This window comes from Sphingomonas sp. IC081, from assembly GCF_006874585.1.
Classification (GTDB): Bacteria; Pseudomonadota; Alphaproteobacteria; order Sphingomonadales; family Sphingomonadaceae; genus Novosphingobium.
Window position 1 is genome coordinate 2,740,904 of sequence record NZ_CP029761.1, and the last position, 20,716, is coordinate 2,761,619.

The window sequence follows — 20,716 nt, forward strand, 5'->3', positions numbered from 1 at the left end:
AGAGTTCACTTTCCCAGCGAGAAACTGGTCCGGTACTGCGGTTTCAGCGCCGCCATCACCGCGCCCGTCACCCCCAGGGTGATCTCGTAGCTGCCCTCGGCATAAGGCCCCGCGTTGTAAGGCGGCACCCGCACGCCGATGCGATCGAAAGTCTGCCCGTTGCTGGAGCCCAGGATCACCACCTGGTCGAGCGGATCGATGCAGTCGCTGAACATCTCGTCATCGCCGCGCACCACCGGCGCGCCGCGGCGCCTGGCGCGCTCCTTGTCGAGCGCATCGCAGAACGGCCCCTGCAGCGCCTTGGTCAACGCCGCCTTGCTGGTGAAAAGATCGACGGGCGCACGCGCCGTCTCGGCATGGCGATCCCACAAGAGCGTATCCGAACCGCTCATCCCGTGCGCACCGCCGGAGAAGGTATAGAACTCGGAGGAGATCGACAGCCAGCCGGGCAGGCTCGTCACCACCTTCCAGTCCTCGCCATAACTGTGCGCGTGATAGGGGAACCCGTCCTTCCTGGCCTCGGCGCGGTCTTCCCTGGCCGAGGCGATCAGTTCGGCGCGCTGCGCCTCGAGCTGCTTGTCGAGCGCGGCCTTGAGGCCGGGGATCGCGCCCACCGCATCGGGATAGGAGTAGGTGAACTCGTAAAGATCGTTCTCGTCCTTTTCGGAGCGGGCGCCGCCTGCGGGCACGGTGCTGGCATCATCGGTGGGTGTACCGGCATCCTCGCTTGCCGCCTCGACCGGCGCCTCGGAGGCCGTCGCGGTGGTGGCCGGCGCCGGATCACCCTTGCAACCCGCCAGCAAAATCAGGCCCATTGCAGCAGACGCTGCCAACCAACTACGAATTCGCATCATTTTCCTCTCGGCTACCGCCCCCGGGAAGGCTAGAGAATCTCGCCATGAGCGACAAGAACGCATTGATTCAGCCCGATCGCGGCCAGAAGGCCGTGACCATCCACCTCCTGAACAAGGATGGCCTGGAGCCGTTCCTCAAGGGCCTCTCGGCGCCCCAGCGTGCCGCGCTCGACGCGCAGAAATTCACTGGCGAGGCGGGCAGCCACGCGATCTTCGCGGACGGCGACGGCTGGGCGGTCGCGGCCGGCGTCGCCGACCCCGCCGCGCTCACTTCGTGGTGCCTTGGCAAGCTGGCCGACGTGCTGCCCGAAGGCACCTATCGCTGCTCCGGGGGTGAGGCCGGCAAGGCGCTGCTCGGCTGGATCACCGGGCAGTACCGGTTCGACCGCTACCGTTCCGACGCCTCGGACGAAGGCCCGCGCATTCTCCTCACCACCGAGGTCAAGGCGATCGACGCCGTGACCGCCGCAGCGGACGCGACCGAACTGGTCCGCGATCTCGTCAATACCCCCGCCGAGGACATGGGCCCCGGCCAGCTCGAAGCCGAAGCCGAAGGGCTGGCCAAGGCGTTTCGCGCGGAAATCCATGTCACGCGCGGTGAAATGCTCGAACGCGAATATCCGATGGTCCATGCCGTCGGCCGTGCGGCAGGGCGCTCCCACGCGCCGCGCCTGATCGAGCTGGAATGGGGCGATCCCAGGCATCCGAAGATCGCCGTCGTCGGCAAGGGCGTCTGCTTCGATTCGGGCGGGCTCGACATCAAGCCGGGCGCGGGCATGCTGCTGATGAAAAAGGACATGGGCGGCGCCGCCCACGCCCTCGCGCTTGCCCGCCTGATCATGGGCGCCAAGCTGCCGGTGCGCCTGCACCTGCTGATCCCGGCGGTGGAGAACGCCATCGCCGGCAACGCCTTCCGCCCCGGCGACGTGCTGAAAAGCCGCGCCGGGATCTCGGTCGAGATCGGCAACACCGATGCCGAAGGCCGCCTGATCCTTGGCGATGCGCTGGCCCGCGCGGGCGAGAAGGAGCCCGAACTGGTGATCGACTTCGCCACCCTGACCGGCGCCGCCCGCGTGGCCGTGGGGCCCGACCTTCCCGCGCTGTTCACCCGCGAGGACCGCACCGCACAGGAAATCCTCGACGCCGGACTTGCCGTCGACGATCCCTGCTGGCGCCTGCCGCTCTACGAGGGTTACCGCGAATACCTGAAGTCCGACATCGCCGACATCAACAATGCCGGATCGAGCGGGTTTGCCGGTTCCAGCACCGCCGCGCTGTTCCTCGACCGCTTCGTGCCCGCCGGAACCGACTGGATTCACTTCGATACCTTCGCGTGGCGCCCCGTCGCCAAGCCGGGCCGCCCCAAGGGCGGCGAGGCGCTGGGCCTGCGCGCGGCATGGCACCTGTTGCAGCAGCGCTACACCCCGACCGGCAGCTGATGTTGCGAAATCGGCGAAGCATCGCTAAGCGCGCGCATCTTTGCTTTTGGAGATTCCCCCGCGTTGGCCACTGAGGATTCCTATACCCGCCCCCTGATCGACGGCTCGCTTGCCGAAAAGCAGCTTGCCATGACGGGGCCGAGCGTGACCGCGGATCCCGGCTGCCTGCCCGTGCGCGGCGACCTTGCGCATATCAAGCTCGCAGGCCGCTACTTCGTGCCGCACTATGCGGTGCCGATGCCGCACACGATCCTGGCCGGCGCCGTGCTGCGCAGCTTCGGGCGTGACGAGGCCGAGGCGATTCGCGATCTTCCCGCGGGCGAGACCTTCAACGTGCTCGACATCGCCGGCCAGTGGGCCTGGGGGCAGCTGGGCGAGGACGGCCAGGTCGGCTATGTCGCGCTCGCGCAGATCGAGGCCGTGAAGTAATGGCAAAAAGCGTCTTCATCGACGGGGCCGCCGGCACCACCGGGCTCGAAATCGCCGAACGCCTTGCCGGTCGCAGCGAATTCGAACTGATCGTGCTGGACGAGGCGCGCCGCAAGGACGACGGCGCCCGCGCCGAAGCGCTCAATGCCGCCGATTTCGTGATCCTCTGCCTGCCCGACGATGCCGCCAGGGCCGCCGTCGGCATGATCCGCAACGACACCACCCGCGTGATCGACGCCTCCTCGGCGCACCGGGTTTCGCCGGAGTGGACTTACGGCTTCCCCGAAGTGGTCGGCCGCGAGACCGTCGCCGCCGCGCGTTTCGTCAGCAATCCGGGCTGCTATCCCACCGGCTTCATCGCGCTGGTCGCGCCGCTGGTGCGCGCCGGGCTGCTGCCCGCCGACTGGCCTTACGTGTGCCACGCCGTCTCGGGCTATTCGGGCGGCGGCAAGGCCCTGATCGCGCACTTCGAGGAAGACCGCGACATTGCCTTCCGGGCCTATGGCCTGGCGCTTGGCCACAAGCATGTGCCGGAAATGACCACCCATGCCGGGCTGACCCACGCGCCGATCTTCGCCCCCGCCGTCGTGCCCGCGCATCGCGGCATGCTGGTCGAGGTACCGCTGCATCTCTCGATGATGGCCAAGGCGGGAAGCCCTGCCGAACTGCGTGCCGCCCTCGCCGCGTTCTATGCGGGCAGCGAGATCGTCACCGTGGTCGACGACCAGCCGGGCGAACTGCTGCTGCGCGCCTCGATGGATCCGGTCGACACGCTGACGCTGCGTGTACTGGGTTCGCAGGACGGATCGCAGGCGCGCATGGTCGCCATGCTCGACAATCTGGGCAAGGGCGCGAGCGGTGCTGCGGTGCAGAACCTCAACCTGATGGCCGGTCTTCCCGAGACGGCAGGCCTCCGCCTCTAGGCGGCGTGGACACATTCCGCGTTGCCACGGCTGGAGACAAAAGCCGTCAATTCAAGAAGGTGAGGCGCAGGAGTATGTCGATACTTCCAGCCGAGCCGACGCCGAAGGGACGGCTTTTGCCTCCAGCCCCGTAGGGGTTGCCCTGCAAGCTGCGCCAGCAGCGTTGCTCCGCCTTGAAAGAGGCCCGATACTTCCAGCCGAGCCGACGCCGAAGGGACGGCTTTTGCCTCCAGCCCCGTAGGGGTTGCCCTGCAAGCTGCGCCAGCAGCGTTGCTCCGCCTTGAAAGAGGCCCGCTCTTCCTGCGGCTTCGCGCCTTGCTGGCGCAGCTTGCAGGGCAACCGTGGCAATGCGGAATGTGTCCACGCCGCCTAGACAAACGCCTTCTCGTATACGAACATGAGCGCCGCAGGTCCGATCCGGTCCTGCGGCGTTTTTCGTTAACGCGCCCAGGCGGCGTTAACCACACGACCGGTCGGCGCGCCTCGACGCCTTGCCAGCAGGCAGCGCGTGCACAATTTTCAGGCAAGCCCTGCCCATTTCTTGAACAGATATTGTGCCTGAATGGGGATTCACCCACACAAGACTGCTTAACGGCTATCGAAAAGGTGCAAATCCGGGCTTTTCGCGCCTGCACAGTTCGCCTAGGACTTTCCCATCCGCATTGGCACGATTCTTGAGTTGGGAATCGCGCGCGAGGCAGCTGGTTCCCGGGACCGGACTCCTCATCGGAAGAAGCCGGGAAACAACCGCAGGGGTCTAGGCAGGCGTGAAGAAAATCGAAGCGATCATCAAGCCGTTCAAACTCGATGAAGTGAAGGAAGCGCTGCACGAAGTCGGCGTCTCGGGCATCACCGTCACCGAGGCGAAGGGTTTCGGCCGCCAGAAGGGCCATACCGAACTCTATCGCGGCGCCGAATACGTCGTCGACTTCCTGCCCAAGGTGAAGCTTGAAGTGGTCGTTCCCGACGCTCTGGCCGACCGCGTGGTCGAGGCGATTGCCGACGCCGCGCAGACCGGCCGCATCGGCGACGGCAAGATTTTCGTGGTGCCGATCGAAACCGCCGTGCGCATTCGCACCGGCGAGCGGGACGACGACGCGCTCTAAGCGCGCGCCGCCTCGAATGCCCGGGAAGGGGATCGTCCGCGGCCTGGTGGACGCGGCTTCCCGCCAAGAGCTTTTTCCGGCCCCTGACTGAACAAGGACGGGCCGGACCGGGAATGGGTGGTCGGGGGGCCGCCCATTCCCGCCATACCGAATGCCAAAACCCAAAAGTCTCTTTCGGGATCGGAAGAGCATCACTGGAGAACCACGATAATGGCTAGTGCAAAGGACGTCCTCAAGAAGATCAAGGACGAGGAAATCGAGTGGGTTGACCTGCGTTTCACCGACCCCAAGGGCAAGTGGCAGCACCTCACCATGGTTTCGTCGGTCCTGGGCGAGGACGAGCTGGAAGACGGCCTGATGTTCGACGGTTCGTCGATCGAAGGCTGGAAGGCCATCAACGAGTCGGACATGATCCTCAAGCCCGACCTCGACGCCGCCTACGTCGATCCGTTCTCGGCCACCCCGATGCTGATCCTGTTCTGCGACATCGTCGAACCCTCGACCGGCGAACTCTATGCCCGCGACCCGCGTTCGACCGCGAAGCGCGCGGAATCGTTCGTCAAGTCGGCCGGTTTCGGCGACACCGTCTACGTCGGCCCCGAAGCCGAATTCTTCATGTTCGACGACGTGAAGTTCTACGACGGCTATGAAGGCAACGGCTTCAAGATCGACGACATCGAACTGCCCGGCAACTCGGACAAGTCGTACGAGCAGGGCAACCTTGCCCACCGTCCGCGCGCCAAGGGCGGCTACTTCCCGGTCGCCCCGGTCGACTCGGCTGTCGACATTCGCGCCGAAATGGTTTCGACCATGCTCGAAATGGGCCTGCCCTGCGACAAGCACCACCACGAAGTGGCCGCTGCCCAGCACGAACTCGGCCTGACCTTCGGCACGCTGGTCCAGACCGCCGACCGCATGCAGATCTACAAGTACGTCGTGCACATGGTTGCGCAGGCTTACGGCAAGACCGCCACGTTCATGCCGAAGCCGATCATGAAGGACAACGGCTCGGGTATGCACACGCATATCTCGATCTGGGACAAGGGCAGCCCGCTGTTCGCCGGTAACGGCTATGCCGGTCTGTCGGACATGTGCCTGTACTTCATCGGCGGCGTCATCAAGCACGCCAAGGCCCTCAACGCCTTCACCAACCCGACCACCAACAGCTACAAGCGCCTGGTGCCGGGCTACGAAGCCCCCGTGCTGCTCGCCTACTCGGCGCGCAACCGTTCGGCCTCGTGCCGCATCCCCTACGGTGCGGGCGACAAGGCAAAGCGCGTGGAATTCCGCTTCCCCGACGCGATGGCCAACCCGTACCTGTGCTACGCCTCGCTGCTGATGGCCGGCCTCGACGGCATCAAGAACAAGATCCACCCTGGCGACGCCATGGACAAGAACCTCTACGATCTGCCGCCGGCCGAACTCGCCGAAGTGCCGACCGTCTGCGGTTCGCTCCGTGAAGCGCTCGACTCGCTGGCCGCCGACCACGACTTCCTTCTCGAAGGCGGCGTGTTCACCAAGGACCAGATCGAAGCCTACCTCGAACTCAAGTGGCCCGAAGTGCTGCGCTGGGAAACCACGCCGTCGGCGGTCGAGTTCGACATGTACTACAGCGCCTGATCCGCGCTGCCTCTCCGCTCTTTCATGGGCGGCGAGGGGGAAATCGGTTCACCGAGCGGGGCGTCCGGACTTTGTCCGGGCGCCCTATTCCTTTGCGCATAGCGCCGCTGCGCCGCCGCGCCGCCGCGTTCGGCCGCTATTCAGGCAGGACAACCTACCGAACGGGCTCGCCACAAGCCCGGTTCCGGGCGCCATGGCGCCGCTCGCCCGAACTGTTCCTCTCGAGGTTTCGCCCCATGCGCAAAGCCCTCCTTGCCGCTCCGTTCCTCGCCGCTGCCCTGATGCTTGCCGCCTGTTCGGGGGAAACGCCTGCGACCAGCTCTTCCAGCGATACCACCGAAGCGACCACCGCAAACGAGACCCTGCCGGAAATGCTCGACGATGCCGACGGCCTGCAGACAATGGCCGAAGCGCTCAAGACCACCGGGCTGGAACGCCTGTTTGCCGGCAAGGGCAGTTATACCCTGCTTGCCCCCGAGGACGACGCCTTCGACGCGCTGGGCGACAAGGCCAAGGCCGTGACGCAAGCGCAGGACCATGCCGCCCTCACCGCCCTGGTGCGCAGCCACATGCTTGCCGGATACCGGACACCCGAGGACATCGCCGCAGCCATTGCCGCTGCCGGGACCGGCACGGTCTCGCTGCCGACGCTGGGCGGCGGCACGCTCACGTTCCGCAAAACCGGCACGCCATCGGCCGATACCATCACCGTGACCGCCGACGACGGCGCGCAGGCCACCCTGCTCGACCAGCCCGTGGCGGCGGGCAGCAGTATCGCGATTCCGGTCAGCGGCGTACTGCGCAAGTTGTGACCCTTCGAAAAACCATTTTCCTACAGCCCCGGTTCCGGCTTACTTGATCGGCCTTTCTCACAGTGACGGAGAGGCGCCATGCTCGATCGCAAGCCCATTTTCGATGAAGTGCGCCAGTTGCTCGGACGCGGCTTCAGCCGGGAGGAAGTGACCCGTCTCGATGCCGCGATCGACAGGGCCTCGATCGCCAGAGCGGCGGACCACGACACCGCGCCTCCCGCATACAGGCTGGGACAGGCCGGCAGCGCGCTCATCCGCAAATGGGAGGGCTGCGCCCGCAAGCGTGCCGATGGCCGTATCGAGGCCTATCCCGACCCCGGCAGCACGGACGGCACCCCCTGGACGATCGGCTGGGGCTCGACCGGCGCGGACATCGGCCCCGGCACCGTCTGGACACAGGAGCAGTGCGACGCGCGTTTTACTGCCGACGTGCAGCGGTTCGTCGATGCGGTCGCGCAGTTCCTGGGGTCCGCGCCGACCACGCCGAACCAGTTCGATGCCCTGGTCTCGTTCCACTACAACACCGGCGCGCTGGCCTCCTCCACCCTCGGCAAGCTGCACAAGCAGGGCCGCTTTGCCGCAGCGCAGGCCGAGTTCGCGAGGTGGATCTACAACGACCGCAAACCGATGAACGGCCTCAGGTCGCGCCGTGCGGACGAGGCCGCGCTTTACGCCGCCCCCTGATCAGCGGCCCAGCGGCACCGGAACCTCCGGGGCCGGAACTCCTCCGCCGGGCGCCGCGGCCCGCGCCTTGCGCCAGCGCCGCAGGGCGCGGCGGACCGGCTCGTCCCAGCACACGGCCGCAAGCCAGCCCCCGACAAGCGCGGCCAGAAGATAGCCTGCAAACCACAGGCCGCGCTCCACCGCGCTCATGTCGGGCCGCACAAACGGCTCGATCGCAAACAGGATCGGGAAGTGCACAAGATAGAGCGGGTAGGAGATCCGCCCCGCCCAGTTCCACACCCCCGAGGCCGCCCCGCAAAGCACGCCCGCAAGCAGCAGCCCGGGCAGGATCACGAGGATCAGCAGCATGTCGACATAACCCGAGCGCCCCGGGATCAGGAACACCGCCATGAGCAGGGCCGCGACCAGCCAGAGAGCCGGCGCGGGCCGATTGCGGAGCCGGTCCAGCAGTCCGGCCTTGCACCCGCGCCAGATCAGCATGCCCAGCGTGAAGGACACCGCCGTGCGCGGCAGGCCCTCGAGCGCATTGGCCGCGACATATCCGACCTCCACCGTCGACCAGCGCAGCGCGGCGGCCCCCAGCCACAAAGCAAAGCCCAGAAAGATGCCCGCCAGCACCCGGTTGCCCAGACGGAACAGACCCAGGCCAAACGCCAGGCTCGCCAGCACTTCCCAGAACAGCGACCATGCCGGCGGGTTGAGCGGCCAGATGAAATCGTCATAGGCGTGAAGGAATGGCGCGGGCAGCAACAGCACCTGCAGGACCGCGGCAGGCAGCACGGCGCTCCATTCGAACCCGAGACCAAGCACCAGGGCCAGCGCTCCGGCGCCGACGCCGAGAATCACCATCGGATAGAGCCGGTCCACTCTCGCCTGCACGAAACGGCCCAGCGTCATGCCCCCGCGAAGCCGCTCCTGATAGGCATGGGAGATCACGAAACCGCTGAGGATAAAAAAGAAATCCACGGCCATGTAGCCATGGGCCAGCAACTGGAAGCCCAGCAGGCGATAGGCATGATTGGCCGCGACCGCCATGGCCGCCACGCCGCGCAGGCCGTCCAGTCCGCCAAAATGCCCCGTGCTGTCCCGCTCTGCCATGCCGCATCCGTCCATGGGCGCCCGCCCCGATCCGGCGGCAATGTGGCAGAACCTGGTTAACACGAGGTTCTGCCTGCGCTTCCGGCGCTGCTCAGACCGCTGCGGGAATGACGATACCGGTGTCCACTTTCACCCGGTCCAGCGCGATCAGCGAGGCATAGGCGGCGACGCAGTCGTTCTCGGCAAAGAGTTCGCGCGTCAGCGCCTCGTAGGCGCGCATGTCGCTGGCCACGATCACCAGCACGAAGCTGATCCCGCCGGTCACGTAATAGCATTGCTGCACTTCGCCGCGCGCCTGGAACAGGGCCTTGGCCGCATCGACGGTGGCGGCGCGCTCGTCGCGCAAGGTCACCTGGACGATCGAGGTGATGTCCTGCCCCAGCGCCTGCGGATCGACCAGCGCGACATTGCGGGCGATGACGCCGGCCTCCTCCATCGCCGCGATCCGGCGCTGCACGGCGGCGGCGGACAGGTTCACCGCCTCGGCAACCCGGCGCTGCGGCGTGCGGTTGTCCTGCTGGAGAATGCGCAGGATCGCCCGGTCGAACGAATCGAGGCGCGGGCGAAGCGATGTTGCGTTTTTGGCCACAGGGTGAGCTTTTGTTGCGTTTGAAGCCTAAATCAAGAGCGCATTCCTCACGCCTGTGATGATATGTCTCGCCGCATCAATTCAGGCGGAGGCTGGTAGATGGCATTGGCGGGAAGCATTGCGGCTGGCACGGGCGGTTCGCGCTCGACATGGCTGGGCGTGCTCTGCGGTGCCGGCGCGGGCGCATTCTGGGGGCTGGTGTTCCTGGCTCCGGAACTCGTGCGCGCGTTCAGCCCGCTAGAACTGACCATCGGCCGCTATGCCTGCTACGGCGCGATGTCTGCCTTGCTGCTGGCACCGCGCTGGAAAGCGGTGACCGCGCACATGTCGCGCGCGGCGTGGATCGCGCTCGTCTGGCTCGCGCTGGCCGGCAATACCGTCTATTTCATCCTGCTGGCCAACGCCGTGCATATCGGCGGCATCGCCATGACCTCGATCATCGTCGGCTTCCTGCCGGTGACGGTAACCGTTGTCGGCAGCCGCGACCACGGCGCGGTTCCGCTCGCGAAGCTGGCCCCGTCGCTGCTGCTCTGCGCGGCAGGCGTGCTGTGCATCGGCTGGCAGGCCATCGCCGTGCCCGGCGAGACGTCGCTCGCCAACCGCGTGATCGGCCTTGCCTGCGCGTTCGGCGCGCTCGCCTCGTGGAGCGCCTTCGCGATCGGCAACAGCCGCTGGCTCGCGCGGCTGGAGGCGGTGTCGGCGCATGACTGGAACCTGCTGCTTGGCGTCGTCACCGGATTGCAGAGCGTGCTGCTGATCCCGATTGCGCTGTGGCAGGCCGATGCCGCGCGCACGAGCAGCCAGTGGAGCAGTTTTCTCATCGTCTCGCTGGGAGTTGCCGTGCTCGCCTCGATCGCCGGCAATGCTTTGTGGAACCGAATGAGCCGGCTGCTGCCACTTACGCTGGTGGGCCAGATGATCCTGTTCGAAACGCTGTTCGCGCTGATTTACGCGCTGATCTGGGAACACCGCCTGCCCACGCTGTTCGAAGTGGCCGCCTTCGTGCTGCTGATCACCGCGGTGCTGAGCTGCCTGGCCGCCCACCGCAAGCCGGCGGCAATCGACGAGTTGGCTCCGCTTGGCGAAGGCGGCGCGCACTGAGGACGCGGGGAAGCAGGATCCCGCAAATCAGCCCGGCCATCAGCCCGGCCATCAGCCCAAGGGCGGCTCCCACAACTCCACCGGATTGCCCTCGGGGTCATGGATGCGGGCAAAACGCCCGGTCTCCGGCCCGTCCCACGCGGGATCGGTCAGGACCTCGATGCCGGCCTCCCGCAGGGCCGCAAGCAGCGCGTCCAGCCCGGTCACGCGGAAATTGATCATCCACTGGCGATCGGCGGGGAAATAGGCCGTGTCGCGCCCGAACGGCATGAACACCGTCGGGCCCGCCTGCTGCATCCACCGATAGGGATCCTCAGAGGCGATGCCGAGATGGGTGCGATACCACGCCATCAGCGCCTGCGGATCGCTGGAGCGGAAGAACAATCCGCCAATACCCGTAACCGGCATCCACCTCTCCCGACTGGCAAAGCCGCAGATCGCCCCCGAAGCTCAGCCGGCGATCGAGGGAACCCCGTCCTTGCGCGCATTCTCGCCAAGGTCGGCCCGGCTGCGCGGATTGGCAACGGCAGCGGCGATCAGGCGATCCTGCTCCTCGGCGCCAAAACGCTCCCAACCGGAACGGCCGAGCTTTTCCATCGGCCGGAAGCGCACCTTGTACTGCATGCGCGGCGAACCTTCGACCCAGTAGCCGAGATAGACGTAGGGCAGTTCCATCTCGGTGGCGCGCTGGATGTGATCGAGGATGATGTAAGTGCCCAGCCCCTGCCGGTCATGGTGCGGATCGTAGAAGCTGTAGATCATCGACAGCCCGTCGCACTGCCGGTCGGTCAGGCAGGCGCCGACGAGGCGGCCCGGCGTAACCCCGTCCGGCGACGGCTCACGATATTCGACCACGTAGCTGGTGACCGGCGTATGCTCCACCATGTCGGCAAAATCGACTTCGTCCATCGTGGTCATCCCGCCTTCGGGATGGCGCACCGAGAGATAGCGCTGGAGCAGTTCGAACTGCTCGCTGGTCGACCACGGGCGGCAGACGGTGGCGACAAGATCGCCGTTGCGCTTCATCAGGCGCTTCTGCGTGCCCGAGGGTTCGAACGCACCGGCGACGACCCGCACCGAAATGCAGGCGCTGCAATCGAGACAGGAGGGGCGATAGGCCACCGTCTGGCTGCGGCGGAACCCGATCCGGCCCAGCGCATCGTTGAGCGAATCCGCGTGGGCGCCCTTCAGCTCGGTAAAGACCTTGCGTTCGCTGCGCCCCGGCAGATAGGGGCACGGGGCCGGGCTGGTCACGAAAAACCGGGGAAAGCGAACGGGAGCCGTCACGGGCGAAATCTATCCTCTGGCTGGCGGAAGCCGGGCTGTTGCTTAACCCTTCTATCCGTGTCTGCCCTGAATATGCATAGCCGTTCGCCGCGTTGAAAGTCTTTTAACCACAAAAGTGGAGGTGTCGGCGACGAAATCGGATCGAACCACTCCATCCGCCTGCCGCCTGTCCCGGAACGGGGCGTTTCGCGGACACATGACAAAGGCCCCGGAATTGCTCCGAGGCCTCTGAAACAACCGGATTAATTGATCCGCTGCGACTGCCGGGACCAAAACCTTCAGTCGGTCTCGACCTGGCGCACTTCGTAGCCTTCGCGGCGCAGGGCCGAGACCAGCGCATCGAGCTGCGCCCTGTCGCGCGCCTCGCACTCGATCTCGGTGACAAGGCCCTTGGCCGGCAGGTGGGTGAAGATACGCTGGTGGAACACCTCGATGATGTTCACATTGTGCTCCTGGAACACCTTGGCGACCTTGAACAAGGCTCCCGCCCGGTCCTGCAGGCCGATCTTGAGACGGGCGAGGCGGCCCGAACGGGCAAGGTCGCGCAGCAGCACGTTCGCCAGCAGGCGCGTATCGATATTGCCGCCCGACAGCACGATGCCGACCTTGCGGCCCGCAAACAGTTCGCGGTTGGCCATCACCGCGGCAAGGCCGGTCGCCCCGGCGCCTTCCACCAGTGTCTTCTCGATCTGGAGCAGCAGTGCCAGCGCGCTCTCGATACCCGATTCGCTGACCAGCAGGAACTCGTCGAGCAGCCCGCGCAGCACGGTCGAGGTCATCGCTCCCGGCGAGAACACGGCGATGCCCTCCGCCAGCGTGTCCCCGCCGATCGGCAGGCTGGAGCCCTTCAGCAGGTTGTACATCGAGGGATAGAGCTGCGCCTCGACGCCGACGAGCCGGATTTCGGGATTGATCGCGCGCGCGGCCGTACCCATGCCGGTCGCCAGGCCGCCGCCGCCGATCGGCAACACCAGCGTGTCGAGATCCGGCACGTCTTCCAGCATTTCGAGCGCGACAGTGCCCTGCCCCGCGGCGACGTGCGGATCGTCGAACGGGTGGATGAAGGTCAGGCCGAGTTCGGCTTCCAGCTTGCGCGCATGGGCATAAGCCTCGTCGAAGCTTTCGCCTTCGAGCACGACCTTGCCGCCCACGCTCTCGGTCTGCATGACCTTCACGGTCGGCGTCGTGCGCGGCATGACGATAGTCACGGGCACGCCAAGACGGGTGCCGTGGTAGGACAGGCCCTGGGCATGGTTGCCCGCCGAGGCGGCGATGACGCCGCGCGACTTGCGTTCCTCATCCAGCAGCAGAAGGGCATTGAGGGCGCCGCGTTCCTTGTAGGCGGCGGTGAATTGAAGGTTTTCGAACTTGAGCCAGATGTCGGCCCCGGTGATCGCGCTCAGGGTGGTCGAGTGGAGCGTGGGGGTGCGGACGACCTTGCCGATAATTCGCCCAGCCGCCGCACGCACGTCTTCGGCGGTGAGGGGGGCCACGACGGGCTCCTCGGCGATCTTGAGCATTGGCTGTTCCATAGAGGGCCGCGCCTAACGGAAAGCACCGGAGATGGAAAGGCTCGCGTCATGAAAAAGCGCAATTCATGCCGTCATGGCAATTTTATTGCACAAACGCGCTTGCGCACCGTGCATTCCCATGTGCACGAGGAGGCACGATTTCCGGTCGCAAGGTACGGGATAAGCGCCAGGCCGTAGTTTGCTTTCGTGCAAAACGCGCTAGAAAGAATGTCATGAGCGAGCGACGCAAGGTTTCCTTCATCGGCCTCGGGGTTATGGGCGGCGCCATCGCGCGGCACATCGCCCTGGCGGGCCACGAACTCACCATCTACAACCGTTCGCCCGAGCGGGCGCGGAAGTGGTCGGACGACAATCCCGGCCTTGTCCACCGCATTGCCGCCAATCCGGCGCATGCGGCGCAGGACGCCGAAGTGGTGATCACCTGCGTGGGCAACGACGATGACCTGTCCGAAGTCGTGCTCGGCCCCAACGGCGTGTTCCGCATGCTCAAGAAGGGCGCGACCTTCATCGACCACACCACCGTCTCCGCGCGCATCGCGCGGCAGATCTCGGTCGAGGCGCGGGACCTGCGCATCCACTGCGTCGACGCGCCGATGACCGGCTCGCAGATCGGCGCCGAACAGGGCACCCTCACCCTGATGTGCGGCGGCCGCGACGAGGCGATCGAGGCCGCGCGCCCGGTGATGGAGGCCTATTCGGCCCGCATCGTCCATGTCGGCAAGGCCGGCTCCGGCCAGATCGCCAAGATGGCCAACCAGATCTGCATCGCCGGCAATGTCGCCGCCCTTGCCGAGGCGGTGCGTTTCGCGCAGGCCTCGCACCTCGACATGGACAAGGTCTACGAGGCGATTTCGGGCGGTGCGGCGCAATCGTGGCAGATGGACAACCGCTGGCAGACGATGAACGCCGACCAGTTCGACTTCGGCTTCGCGATCGACTGGATGCGCAAGGACCTCGGCCTCAGCCTCGACGAAGGGCGCGGGCTCGGCGTCTCGCTTCCCGTCGCGGCGCTGATCGACCAGTTCTTTGCCGACATCCAGGCCCAGGGCGGAGGCCGCCTCGATACGAGCGCGATCATCAAGCGCCTGCCGAAGAAGGGTATTTCGTGAATTTCAGGAAAGGCGCAGGGCTTGCCCTGCTGCTCGCATCGACGGCCGTGACCGGCTCCGCTTTCGGCACGGCGCATGCAGACGTGCTGGTCGATAACGTCAACGGCGTCACCGGCGACGGCAAGGGCGGCGTCGAACGCTTCGAAGGCTTCCTGATCGACGATCAGGGCCGCGTCGCGCAAGTGTTCCACAAGGGTGACAAGCGGCCGAAAAAGGTCGCCTATCAGGTCGATGGCAAGGGCCGCAATGTCGTGCCGGGCATGATCGATGCCCATGGCCACGTCATGGCGACGGGTTTTGCGAAGATGACGCTCGACCTGTCGATGGCCAGGACGCTGGACGAGGCGCTCTCGCGCGTGACCGCATGGTCCGCCGCGCATCCCGACCTGCCATGGATCCTGGGCACCGGCTGGAACCAGGTGCAGTGGGGGCTGGACCGCATGCCCACCGCCGCCGAGCTGGACCGCGCCACCGGCGGCAAGCCCGCGTGGCTCGGCCGTGTCGACGGCCATGCCGGCTGGGCCAACTCCGCCGCCATCGCCGCCGCCGGCGTGACCGCCGCCACCGCCGATCCCCGGGGCGGCGAAATCCTGCGCACGGCCGGCTCCAAGGCCCCGGCGGGCGTCTTTGTCGACGGCGCCATGGCGCTCATCGAGGCGAAAGTGCCCCGGCCCCGCCCCGAGGACCGCGACACCGCCTTCGGCGAGGCGCAGCTCGCACTGCTGGCCGAGGGCGTCACCGCGATTGCCGACATGGGCACCTCGATCGAGGACTGGCAGGCCTTCCGCCGCGCCGCCGACCTCGGCAACTTGCGCATCCGCGTGGTGTCCTACGCCGACAGCATCGACAACATGGTGCTGATCGGCGGCCCGCACCCCACCCCGTGGCTCTATGGCGACAAGCTCAAGATGAACGGTGTGAAGCTGTTCCTCGACGGCGCGCTTGGCTCGCGCGGGGCCTGGCTCAAGGCGCCTTATGCCGATGCACCCGGCACCACCGGCCTGCCGCGCATGAACCAGACCCAGCTCGGCAACCTGATGAGCCGCGCGGCGATCGACAACTTCCAGATCGCCGTCCATGCCATCGGCGATGAGGCCAACGCCACCGTGCTCGATTCCATCGCCGAGCTGTCCGCCACCTACAAGGGTGACCGGCGCTGGCGCATCGAGCACGCCCAGATCGTCGATCCCACCGACATCCCGCGTTTCGGCCAGTTCGGCGTGATCGCCTCGATGCAGCCGCAGCACGAAGCCTCGGACCGCACGATGGCCGAAGCCCGCCTCGGAGCGCAGCGCCTGACCGGGGCCTATGCGTGGAAATCCATCGCCGCGACCGGCGCGAAGCTGGCCTTCGGGTCCGATACTCCGGTGGAACCTTCCGAACCCTTCGTGGGCATGGCCGTCGCCATCTCGCGCGAAGGCGCCGATGGCCAGCCGACCGGCGGATGGCAGCCGCAGGAAATCCTCTCGCGCGAAGCCGCGCTCAATGCCTATACCACGGGCGCGGCCTACGCGATGTTCGCCGAGGACCGCCTCGGCCGTATCGCCAAGGGCTACCGCGCCGACTTCCTGTTCGTGGATGCCGATCCGATGACCGCCACACCCGCGCAGCTGCGCGCGACCAAGGTGATGGAAACGTGGATCGGGGGGCAGATGGCGTGGTCTTCGGCCAAGGATCGGGTGATCCCGGAGAAGAAGGTCGAAGAGAAGTAAGGGGAAATCCTGGGGGATGATCCCCCAGACCCTCATAATGTCCTCGTACCACCCAGCCTATCGGCAGTGCGCCCCTTGCGGCGCAGCCAATACGTCTCCCGACGCTGCCATGGGCGCACAACGCTGTTGGTCCGCGTGACCTAGATGGTATTGGGGGTGCAGGGGGGCTATGCTCCCCTGCTCTTCTCTTCTTACTCTACGACGGCTTCAACCGGTGCTTCCGCCTCGGCCTTTGCCTTCTCGCGCGCCGAGGAACGCTCGGTGAACCACATCACGATCAGCGTGCCTTCGTAGAGCAGCAAAAGCGGCACCGCGAGCAACAGCTGCGAGACCACGTCCGGCGGCGTCGCCACCGCGGCGATGATGAACACCCCGACGATCGCATAGCGTCGGGCCCCCACGCACTGGGCGCGGGTGATGATCCCCGCGCGGTTGAGCAGCATCAGCAGCACCGGCAGCAGGAACGAGATGCCGAAGGCGAGAATGAACTGCATGACCAGCGCAAGATAGTCGCCGGTACCGGGCAGGGCTTCCAGCTTGAGGCCGCCCTTCTGCCCCTCGAAGCCGAGGAAGAAGTGGAACGCCGTCGGCATCACCACATAGTAGGCCAGTGCCGCGCCCATCGTGAAGAGGATCGGCGTCGCCACCAGGAACGGCAGGAACGCCTTCTTTTCCTTGGCGTAGAGGCCGGGGGCGACAAAGGCCCAGATCTGGTTGGCGATCACCGGGAACGAGACGAAGAACGCCGCGAACAGCGCGATCTTCACTTCCACGAAAAAGGCTTCGTAGAGCTTGGTATAGATCAGCTTGCCCTGCCCCGGCGGGAACGCTTCGGTGAGCGGGCGCACGAGGAAGGAGAAGATGTCGCCGGAGAAATAGAAGCACACGGCAAAGGCCGCCGCGAAAGCCAGGAAGGCGCGCAGCAGACGGGCGCGCAGCTCGATCAGGTGATCGAGCAGCGGCGCCTGGGTGTCGTCGATGTCGGAGATGCGGAAAGGCTGCATGCGGGCGCTTTACAGAAGGTCAGGGAGGTGGAGGCGGCAGATGGAACTCCGCCTGTTCCGCCTTGGTCGTAGCGACCGGCGCGGGTGCCGTTTCCGGCGCTGGCGCAGAAGCGGCCGTATCGGCCAGCGGCTTGTCCCCGGCAGGGATCTCGGCCGGCGTCATGGGGGACGGCGGAGGCAGCATTTCCTCGGCGGTGGGCAGAACGGGGTTGGCCTTCATGATGGCCTCGTTCTGCTCACGCCACTTGCGCTCCATCTCCTCCAGCTCGGCCTCGCGCACCATGGCGTCGATGCCGGCGCGGAAGTGTCCGGAAATCTTGCGCATCTTGCCGATCCAGCGACCCGCCGTGCGCATCGCCAGAGGCATGTCCTTGGGACCGATGACAACGACCGCCACAATGACGATCAACAGGAGTTCGGATGCACCGACGTCGAACATGGCGGCGCCCTACCTTCGCGCGCTCAGGCCTGTTCGGACTTGTTCTCGGTGGTCGTCGTGGCCGCCGGAGCGTCCTGACCAGCGGTGATCTGCGGGGCGGGAGCAGGCGGAGTCGCAGCCTTCTTGGCCTCGTCCTCGTTCATGCCTTCCTTGAAGCTCTTGATGCCCTTGCCGAAGTCACCCATGATTTCGGACACGCGACCGCGACCGAACAGCACGAGCACGATGACCAGCACGATCATCCAGTGCCAGATCGAGAAGCTACCCATAACCTCAACTCCAAAAACTGTTGGCCGCTTTCGGCGCAGGTCCCGAGAGGGGACTCTTACCGCTGGCCGATTCCGACCCTACAGGTCTCATCTAGGGACTTTCACCCGTGTTTGAAAGCCTGTCATCGTCCTGACCCGCCGCGGTCGTCTATTCGTCGTACTCGGCGTCCGGCGGCTCGTCGGACGTTTCGACGGGCTGCGGCCGCAGGGCTTCGCCGATCATCTCGTCATCGACGGGATCGAGCAAGCCAGCCGCGCGCAGTTCATCCACCCCGGGCAGCTCCTTCAAGGAGGCAAGGCCGAAGTGCGCGAGGAATTCGCTCGTCGTCGCATAGATCACCGGGCGCCCCGGCACCTCGCGGCGGCCGACCACACGTACCCAGCCCGCTTCCATCAGCACGTCGAGCGTGCCCTTGGCGGTCTGCACGCCGCGGATCGCCTCGATCTCGGCACGGCTGACGGGTTCGTGATAGGCAACGATCGCCAGGACCTCGGTCGCCGCACGCGACAAGCGGCGGGCTTCCTCCTTTTCCCGCCGCAGCAGGTGGGCAAGGTCGGGCGCGGTCTCGAAATGCCAGCGCTTGCCGCGCTCGACGAGGCGGATGCCGCGTCCCTCGTAGTGGCCCTGGAGTTCCTCCAGCGCGGCGCGCACATCGGCCTTGCCGAGATGGGTGGAGATCTGCTCCGCCGTGAGCGGCTGCTCGGCCGCGAACAGCGTGGCCTCCACCGCACGGACCAGATCGTCGATTGCCGGCTTGATGTCCTGGCTCATGCTCTCAGTGCCTTGAGCCGCAAGGGGCCGAAGGTGTACTCCTGCACCAGCTCCACCTTGCCCGTGCGCGCCAGTTCCAGCGCGGCGACAAAGCTGGATGCGAGCGCCGAGCGCCGCAGCTGCTCATTGGTCCAGGCGTCATGCGCAGGCGGCAGGAAATCGCGCAGTTCCATCCATTCGAGCGTGATGCCCAGCATCGAGGATACGCGGGCGATCGCGCTGTCGAGCGTCATCACCATGCGTTCGCGGACCATGTGCACCACCGGCTGGCCCCGCACCTTCACGTCGCCATAGGAACGCACCAGATCGTACCACGAGCATTGCCACAAGGCCTTGCGCTCGACCCTCAGGCCTTCGGGCGCACCGCGCAGGAACACGTCGCGGCCCAGCCGGTCGCGCGCCATCAGCCGCGCCGCCGCCTCGCGCATCGCCCCCAGGCGCTGGAGGCGCAGCTGCAGGCGCATCGCCAGTTCCTCGGGGCTCGGATCGGGCTGTTCTTCCCTGGGCAGCAGCAGCGCCGACTTGAGGTAGGCGAGCCAGGCCGCCATCACCAGATAGTCCGCCGCCAGTTCCAGCCGCAGCGCCTCGGCTTCCTCGACATAGGTCAGGTAGGCATCGACCAGTTCCAGGATCGAGATGCGGCGCAAGTCCACCTTCTGCCGCCGCGCCAGGTCAAGCAGCAGGTCGAGCGGGCCTTCCCAGCCGTCGATTTCGAGATGGAGCGTGTCCCTGCCCGCCTCGGTGCGCGCCTCGGTGCTAGCCTCGGTCCGCGCCTCGGTGCGTTCCTCGCCGTCCCAGCCGGCATCGCCGCCGGGCGGTGCGGGAAGATCGGGAGGACCTTCCACCGCGAATCAGGCCGCCAGCGCCAGCAACGCGTCGCGCCGGGCGATCAGGTCGCCGTGGCTGCCGGTACCCTCGACGCCCTCTACCGAGGCCAGCGCCCGCGCAAGCCGTGCCGCGCCCTCTTCGCTGAGCGCCGGGGCAAGCCTGGCGATGCCGATCATGTCGTCCATCTTCGCCCAGCAATTGAGCACGATGTCGCAGCCCGCCGCGATGGCGCGGGCGGCAAGCTCGGGCACCGAGCCGGACAGCGCCTGCATGTCGAGATCGTCACTCATCAGGAGGCCGGTGAAGCCGATCTTCCGGCGGATCACTTCGCCGATCACGAAAGGCGAAAGCGTGCCGGGATTTTCGGCATCCCAAGCGGTGTAGCGGACATGCGCGGTCATGCCGACGGGCGTCTGGTTCAGCGTGCGGAACGGCTCGATGTCGAGCTCCAGCTCCTCGGCGCTGGCCGTCACGGTGGGCAGTTCCTTGTGGCTGTCGGCCATCGCGCGGCCATGGCCGGGAATGTGCTTGATGCAGCCGACCACCCCGGCGCGGGCGAGCCCCTGCAGGGTCGCGCGGCCGAGAGCGGCGACACGCATCGGCTCGAACCCGAAGGAGCGGTCCCCCACCACATCGTGGGCGCCCTTCTGGCGCACGTCGAGCGAGGGGTGGCAATCGACGCTGATGCCGACTTCGGCAAGGTCCAGCCCGAGCGCCTCGGCATTGTCGCGCGCGGCCTCGATGGCGCTGGCGGGGGCGAGGTCGTAAAGCCGGTCGAACGCTTCGCCGGGCGGATAGGCCGGCCACACCGGCGGCTTCATGCGGGCGACACGGCCGCCTTCCTGGTCGATGCTGATCAGCAGCCGGTCACGCCCGTGGATCGTGCGCAAGTCATCGGTGAGCGCACGGACCTGGTCGCGGCTCTCGATATTGCGGCCGAACAGGATGTAGCCGGCAGGGTCCGCATCGCGGAAGAAGGCGCGCTCGTCGTCGCTGAGGGTCAGTCCGGAGAGGCCGAAGATCGCAGGTGTCATGCCGGATTGCTTGCAAAGTTCCGGCCCGACCGCAAGGAAAGGCCGATCGCAGATGTGGAAAGGGCGACCTTGCGG

22 protein-coding genes are annotated in these 20,716 nt (G+C 66.5%); 10 read left to right on the top strand and 12 right to left on the bottom strand.

Translation table 11 applies throughout. The features are described 5' to 3' along the window. Nucleotides 1-5: 5 nt before the first annotated feature. Nucleotides 6-815 carry a DUF4163 domain-containing protein gene (locus DM450_RS13020; RefSeq protein WP_142635439.1) on the bottom strand — a complete coding sequence of 270 codons (810 nt, stop codon included), beginning with the start codon at nt 813-815 and terminating at the stop codon, nt 6-8. Between the two features lie 83 nt (nt 816-898). Here DM450_RS13020 and DM450_RS13025 point away from each other — a divergent pair, with 83 nt between their 5' ends. The 7 genes from DM450_RS13025 to DM450_RS13055 all read left to right on the top strand — a co-directional run bounded on the left by DM450_RS13025 (nt 899) and on the right by DM450_RS13055 (nt 7,867). Continuing rightward, nucleotides 899-2,293, top strand: a complete 1,395-nt coding sequence (locus DM450_RS13025; RefSeq protein ID WP_142635441.1) for a leucyl aminopeptidase family protein — start codon at nt 899-901, stop codon at nt 2,291-2,293. Nucleotides 2,294-2,422: 129 nt separating this feature from the next. Beyond that, the gene (locus DM450_RS13030; protein WP_142637876.1) at nt 2,423-2,722 is read left to right on the top strand and encodes an SH3 domain-containing protein; all 300 of its coding nucleotides are present in this window, start codon (nt 2,423-2,425) and stop codon (nt 2,720-2,722) included. Beyond that, a complete protein-coding gene (gene argC / locus DM450_RS13035; protein WP_142635443.1) occupies nt 2,722-3,645 on the top strand; it encodes an N-acetyl-gamma-glutamyl-phosphate reductase in 924 nt (307 codons plus the stop codon). The genes DM450_RS13030 and argC overlap by 1 nt, the downstream gene beginning before the upstream one ends. 767 nt (nt 3,646-4,412) lie before the next feature. Continuing rightward, nucleotides 4,413-4,751, top strand: coding sequence for a P-II family nitrogen regulator (locus DM450_RS13040; protein ID WP_142635445.1), 339 nt, complete (start codon nt 4,413-4,415; stop codon nt 4,749-4,751). 210 nt (nt 4,752-4,961) lie between these two features. Next, nucleotides 4,962-6,371 carry a type I glutamate--ammonia ligase gene (glnA, locus tag DM450_RS13045; protein ID WP_142635447.1) on the top strand — a complete coding sequence of 470 codons (1,410 nt, stop codon included), beginning with the start codon at nt 4,962-4,964 and terminating at the stop codon, nt 6,369-6,371. Between the two features lie 236 nt (nt 6,372-6,607). Continuing rightward, on the top strand, nt 6,608-7,183 hold the full coding sequence (locus DM450_RS13050) for a fasciclin domain-containing protein (RefSeq protein WP_142635449.1): 576 nt from the start codon (nt 6,608-6,610) through the stop codon (nt 7,181-7,183). Between the two features lie 78 nt (nt 7,184-7,261). Beyond that, nucleotides 7,262-7,867: a lysozyme gene (locus DM450_RS13055; RefSeq protein WP_142635451.1), complete on the top strand. Its 606-nt coding sequence runs from the start codon at nt 7,262-7,264 to the stop codon at nt 7,865-7,867. Here the strand turns inward: DM450_RS13055 and DM450_RS13060 are convergent, their stop codons facing one another. Both DM450_RS13060 and DM450_RS13065 read right to left on the bottom strand, forming a co-directional pair. Continuing rightward, entirely contained in the window at nt 7,868-8,980 is a 1,113-nt protein-coding gene (locus DM450_RS13060; RefSeq protein WP_142635453.1) for an acyltransferase family protein, read from the bottom strand. 76 nt (nt 8,981-9,056) lie between these two features. Further along, on the bottom strand, nt 9,057-9,554 hold the full coding sequence (locus tag DM450_RS13065; RefSeq protein WP_142635455.1) for an Lrp/AsnC family transcriptional regulator: 498 nt from the start codon (nt 9,552-9,554) through the stop codon (nt 9,057-9,059). Between the two features lie 99 nt (nt 9,555-9,653). Here DM450_RS13065 and DM450_RS13070 point away from each other — a divergent pair, with 99 nt between their 5' ends. After that, nucleotides 9,654-10,655: a DMT family transporter gene (locus DM450_RS13070; protein ID WP_142635457.1), complete on the top strand. Its 1,002-nt coding sequence runs from the start codon at nt 9,654-9,656 to the stop codon at nt 10,653-10,655. Between the two features lie 51 nt (nt 10,656-10,706). Here DM450_RS13070 and DM450_RS13075 read toward each other — a convergent pair whose 3' ends face one another. The 3 genes from DM450_RS13075 to DM450_RS13085 form a co-directional block, all read right to left on the bottom strand. Next, complete coding sequence (locus DM450_RS13075; protein ID WP_142635459.1) at nt 10,707-11,063, bottom strand: VOC family protein; 357 nt, start codon at nt 11,061-11,063, stop codon at nt 10,707-10,709. A gap of 42 nt (nt 11,064-11,105) precedes the next feature. Then, nucleotides 11,106-11,942, bottom strand: coding sequence for an arginyltransferase (locus tag DM450_RS13080; RefSeq protein ID WP_142635461.1), 837 nt, complete (start codon nt 11,940-11,942; stop codon nt 11,106-11,108). 278 nt (nt 11,943-12,220) lie between these two features. Continuing rightward, complete coding sequence (locus DM450_RS13085) at nt 12,221-13,474, bottom strand: threonine ammonia-lyase (protein ID WP_142635463.1); 1,254 nt, start codon at nt 13,472-13,474, stop codon at nt 12,221-12,223. A gap of 212 nt (nt 13,475-13,686) precedes the next feature. Between DM450_RS13085 and DM450_RS13090 the strand changes: the two genes are divergently transcribed. Together DM450_RS13090 and DM450_RS13095 are read left to right on the top strand one after the other, a co-directional pair. After that, complete coding sequence (locus tag DM450_RS13090) at nt 13,687-14,583, top strand: NAD(P)-dependent oxidoreductase (protein WP_142635465.1); 897 nt, start codon at nt 13,687-13,689, stop codon at nt 14,581-14,583. Continuing rightward, a complete protein-coding gene (locus DM450_RS13095; protein WP_409529339.1) occupies nt 14,580-16,295 on the top strand; it encodes an amidohydrolase in 1,716 nt (571 codons plus the stop codon). The genes DM450_RS13090 and DM450_RS13095 overlap by 4 nt, the downstream gene beginning before the upstream one ends. Nucleotides 16,296-16,486: 191 nt before the next feature. Here the strand turns inward: DM450_RS13095 and tatC are convergent, their stop codons facing one another. The 6 genes from tatC to nagZ all read right to left on the bottom strand — a co-directional run bounded on the left by tatC (nt 16,487) and on the right by nagZ (nt 20,641). Beyond that, on the bottom strand, nt 16,487-17,299 hold the full coding sequence (gene tatC / locus DM450_RS13100; protein ID WP_142635467.1) for a twin-arginine translocase subunit TatC: 813 nt from the start codon (nt 17,297-17,299) through the stop codon (nt 16,487-16,489). 19 nt (nt 17,300-17,318) lie between these two features. Then, on the bottom strand, nt 17,319-17,738 hold the full coding sequence (gene tatB / locus DM450_RS13105) for a Sec-independent protein translocase protein TatB (protein ID WP_142635469.1): 420 nt from the start codon (nt 17,736-17,738) through the stop codon (nt 17,319-17,321). A gap of 23 nt (nt 17,739-17,761) precedes the next feature. After that, nucleotides 17,762-18,007, bottom strand: coding sequence for a twin-arginine translocase TatA/TatE family subunit (locus DM450_RS13110; RefSeq protein WP_142635471.1), 246 nt, complete (start codon nt 18,005-18,007; stop codon nt 17,762-17,764). 148 nt (nt 18,008-18,155) lie between these two features. After that, on the bottom strand, nt 18,156-18,779 hold the full coding sequence (gene scpB, locus DM450_RS13115) for an SMC-Scp complex subunit ScpB (RefSeq protein WP_142635473.1): 624 nt from the start codon (nt 18,777-18,779) through the stop codon (nt 18,156-18,158). Next, nucleotides 18,776-19,624, bottom strand: a complete 849-nt coding sequence (locus DM450_RS13120) for a segregation and condensation protein A (protein WP_142635475.1) — start codon at nt 19,622-19,624, stop codon at nt 18,776-18,778. The genes scpB and DM450_RS13120 overlap by 4 nt, the downstream gene beginning before the upstream one ends. 6 nt (nt 19,625-19,630) lie before the next feature. Further along, entirely contained in the window at nt 19,631-20,641 is a 1,011-nt protein-coding gene (gene nagZ, locus DM450_RS13125; protein ID WP_142635477.1) for a beta-N-acetylhexosaminidase, read from the bottom strand. Nucleotides 20,642-20,716: the final 75 nt, after the last annotated feature.

Bases quoted from the DNA above. Each gene is read 5' to 3' on its own strand.
- DM450_RS13020 (WP_142635439.1), bottom strand. From the start codon at position 815: ATGGGCCTGATTTTGCTGGCGGGTTGCAAGGGTGATCCGGCGCCGGCC.
- DM450_RS13025 (WP_142635441.1), top strand. From the start codon at position 899: ATGAGCGACAAGAACGCATTGATTCAGCCCGATCGCGGCCAGAAGGCC.
- DM450_RS13030 (WP_142637876.1), top strand. From the start codon at position 2,423: ATGACGGGGCCGAGCGTGACCGCGGATCCCGGCTGCCTGCCCGTGCGC.
- argC (WP_142635443.1), top strand. From the start codon at position 2,722: ATGGCAAAAAGCGTCTTCATCGACGGGGCCGCCGGCACCACCGGGCTC.
- glnA (WP_142635447.1), top strand. From the start codon at position 4,962: ATGGCTAGTGCAAAGGACGTCCTCAAGAAGATCAAGGACGAGGAAATC.
- DM450_RS13050 (WP_142635449.1), top strand. From the start codon at position 6,608: ATGCGCAAAGCCCTCCTTGCCGCTCCGTTCCTCGCCGCTGCCCTGATG.
- DM450_RS13055 (WP_142635451.1), top strand. From the start codon at position 7,262: ATGCTCGATCGCAAGCCCATTTTCGATGAAGTGCGCCAGTTGCTCGGA.
- DM450_RS13060 (WP_142635453.1), bottom strand. From the start codon at position 8,980: ATGGACGGATGCGGCATGGCAGAGCGGGACAGCACGGGGCATTTTGGC.
- DM450_RS13070 (WP_142635457.1), top strand. From the start codon at position 9,654: ATGGCATTGGCGGGAAGCATTGCGGCTGGCACGGGCGGTTCGCGCTCG.
- DM450_RS13075 (WP_142635459.1), bottom strand. From the start codon at position 11,063: ATGCCGGTTACGGGTATTGGCGGATTGTTCTTCCGCTCCAGCGATCCG.
- DM450_RS13085 (WP_142635463.1), bottom strand. From the start codon at position 13,474: ATGGAACAGCCAATGCTCAAGATCGCCGAGGAGCCCGTCGTGGCCCCC.
- DM450_RS13090 (WP_142635465.1), top strand. From the start codon at position 13,687: ATGAGCGAGCGACGCAAGGTTTCCTTCATCGGCCTCGGGGTTATGGGC.
- tatC (WP_142635467.1), bottom strand. From the start codon at position 17,299: ATGCAGCCTTTCCGCATCTCCGACATCGACGACACCCAGGCGCCGCTG.
- tatB (WP_142635469.1), bottom strand. From the start codon at position 17,738: ATGTTCGACGTCGGTGCATCCGAACTCCTGTTGATCGTCATTGTGGCG.
- DM450_RS13110 (WP_142635471.1), bottom strand. From the start codon at position 18,007: ATGGGTAGCTTCTCGATCTGGCACTGGATGATCGTGCTGGTCATCGTG.
- scpB (WP_142635473.1), bottom strand. From the start codon at position 18,779: ATGAGCCAGGACATCAAGCCGGCAATCGACGATCTGGTCCGTGCGGTG.
- nagZ (WP_142635477.1), bottom strand. From the start codon at position 20,641: ATGACACCTGCGATCTTCGGCCTCTCCGGACTGACCCTCAGCGACGAC.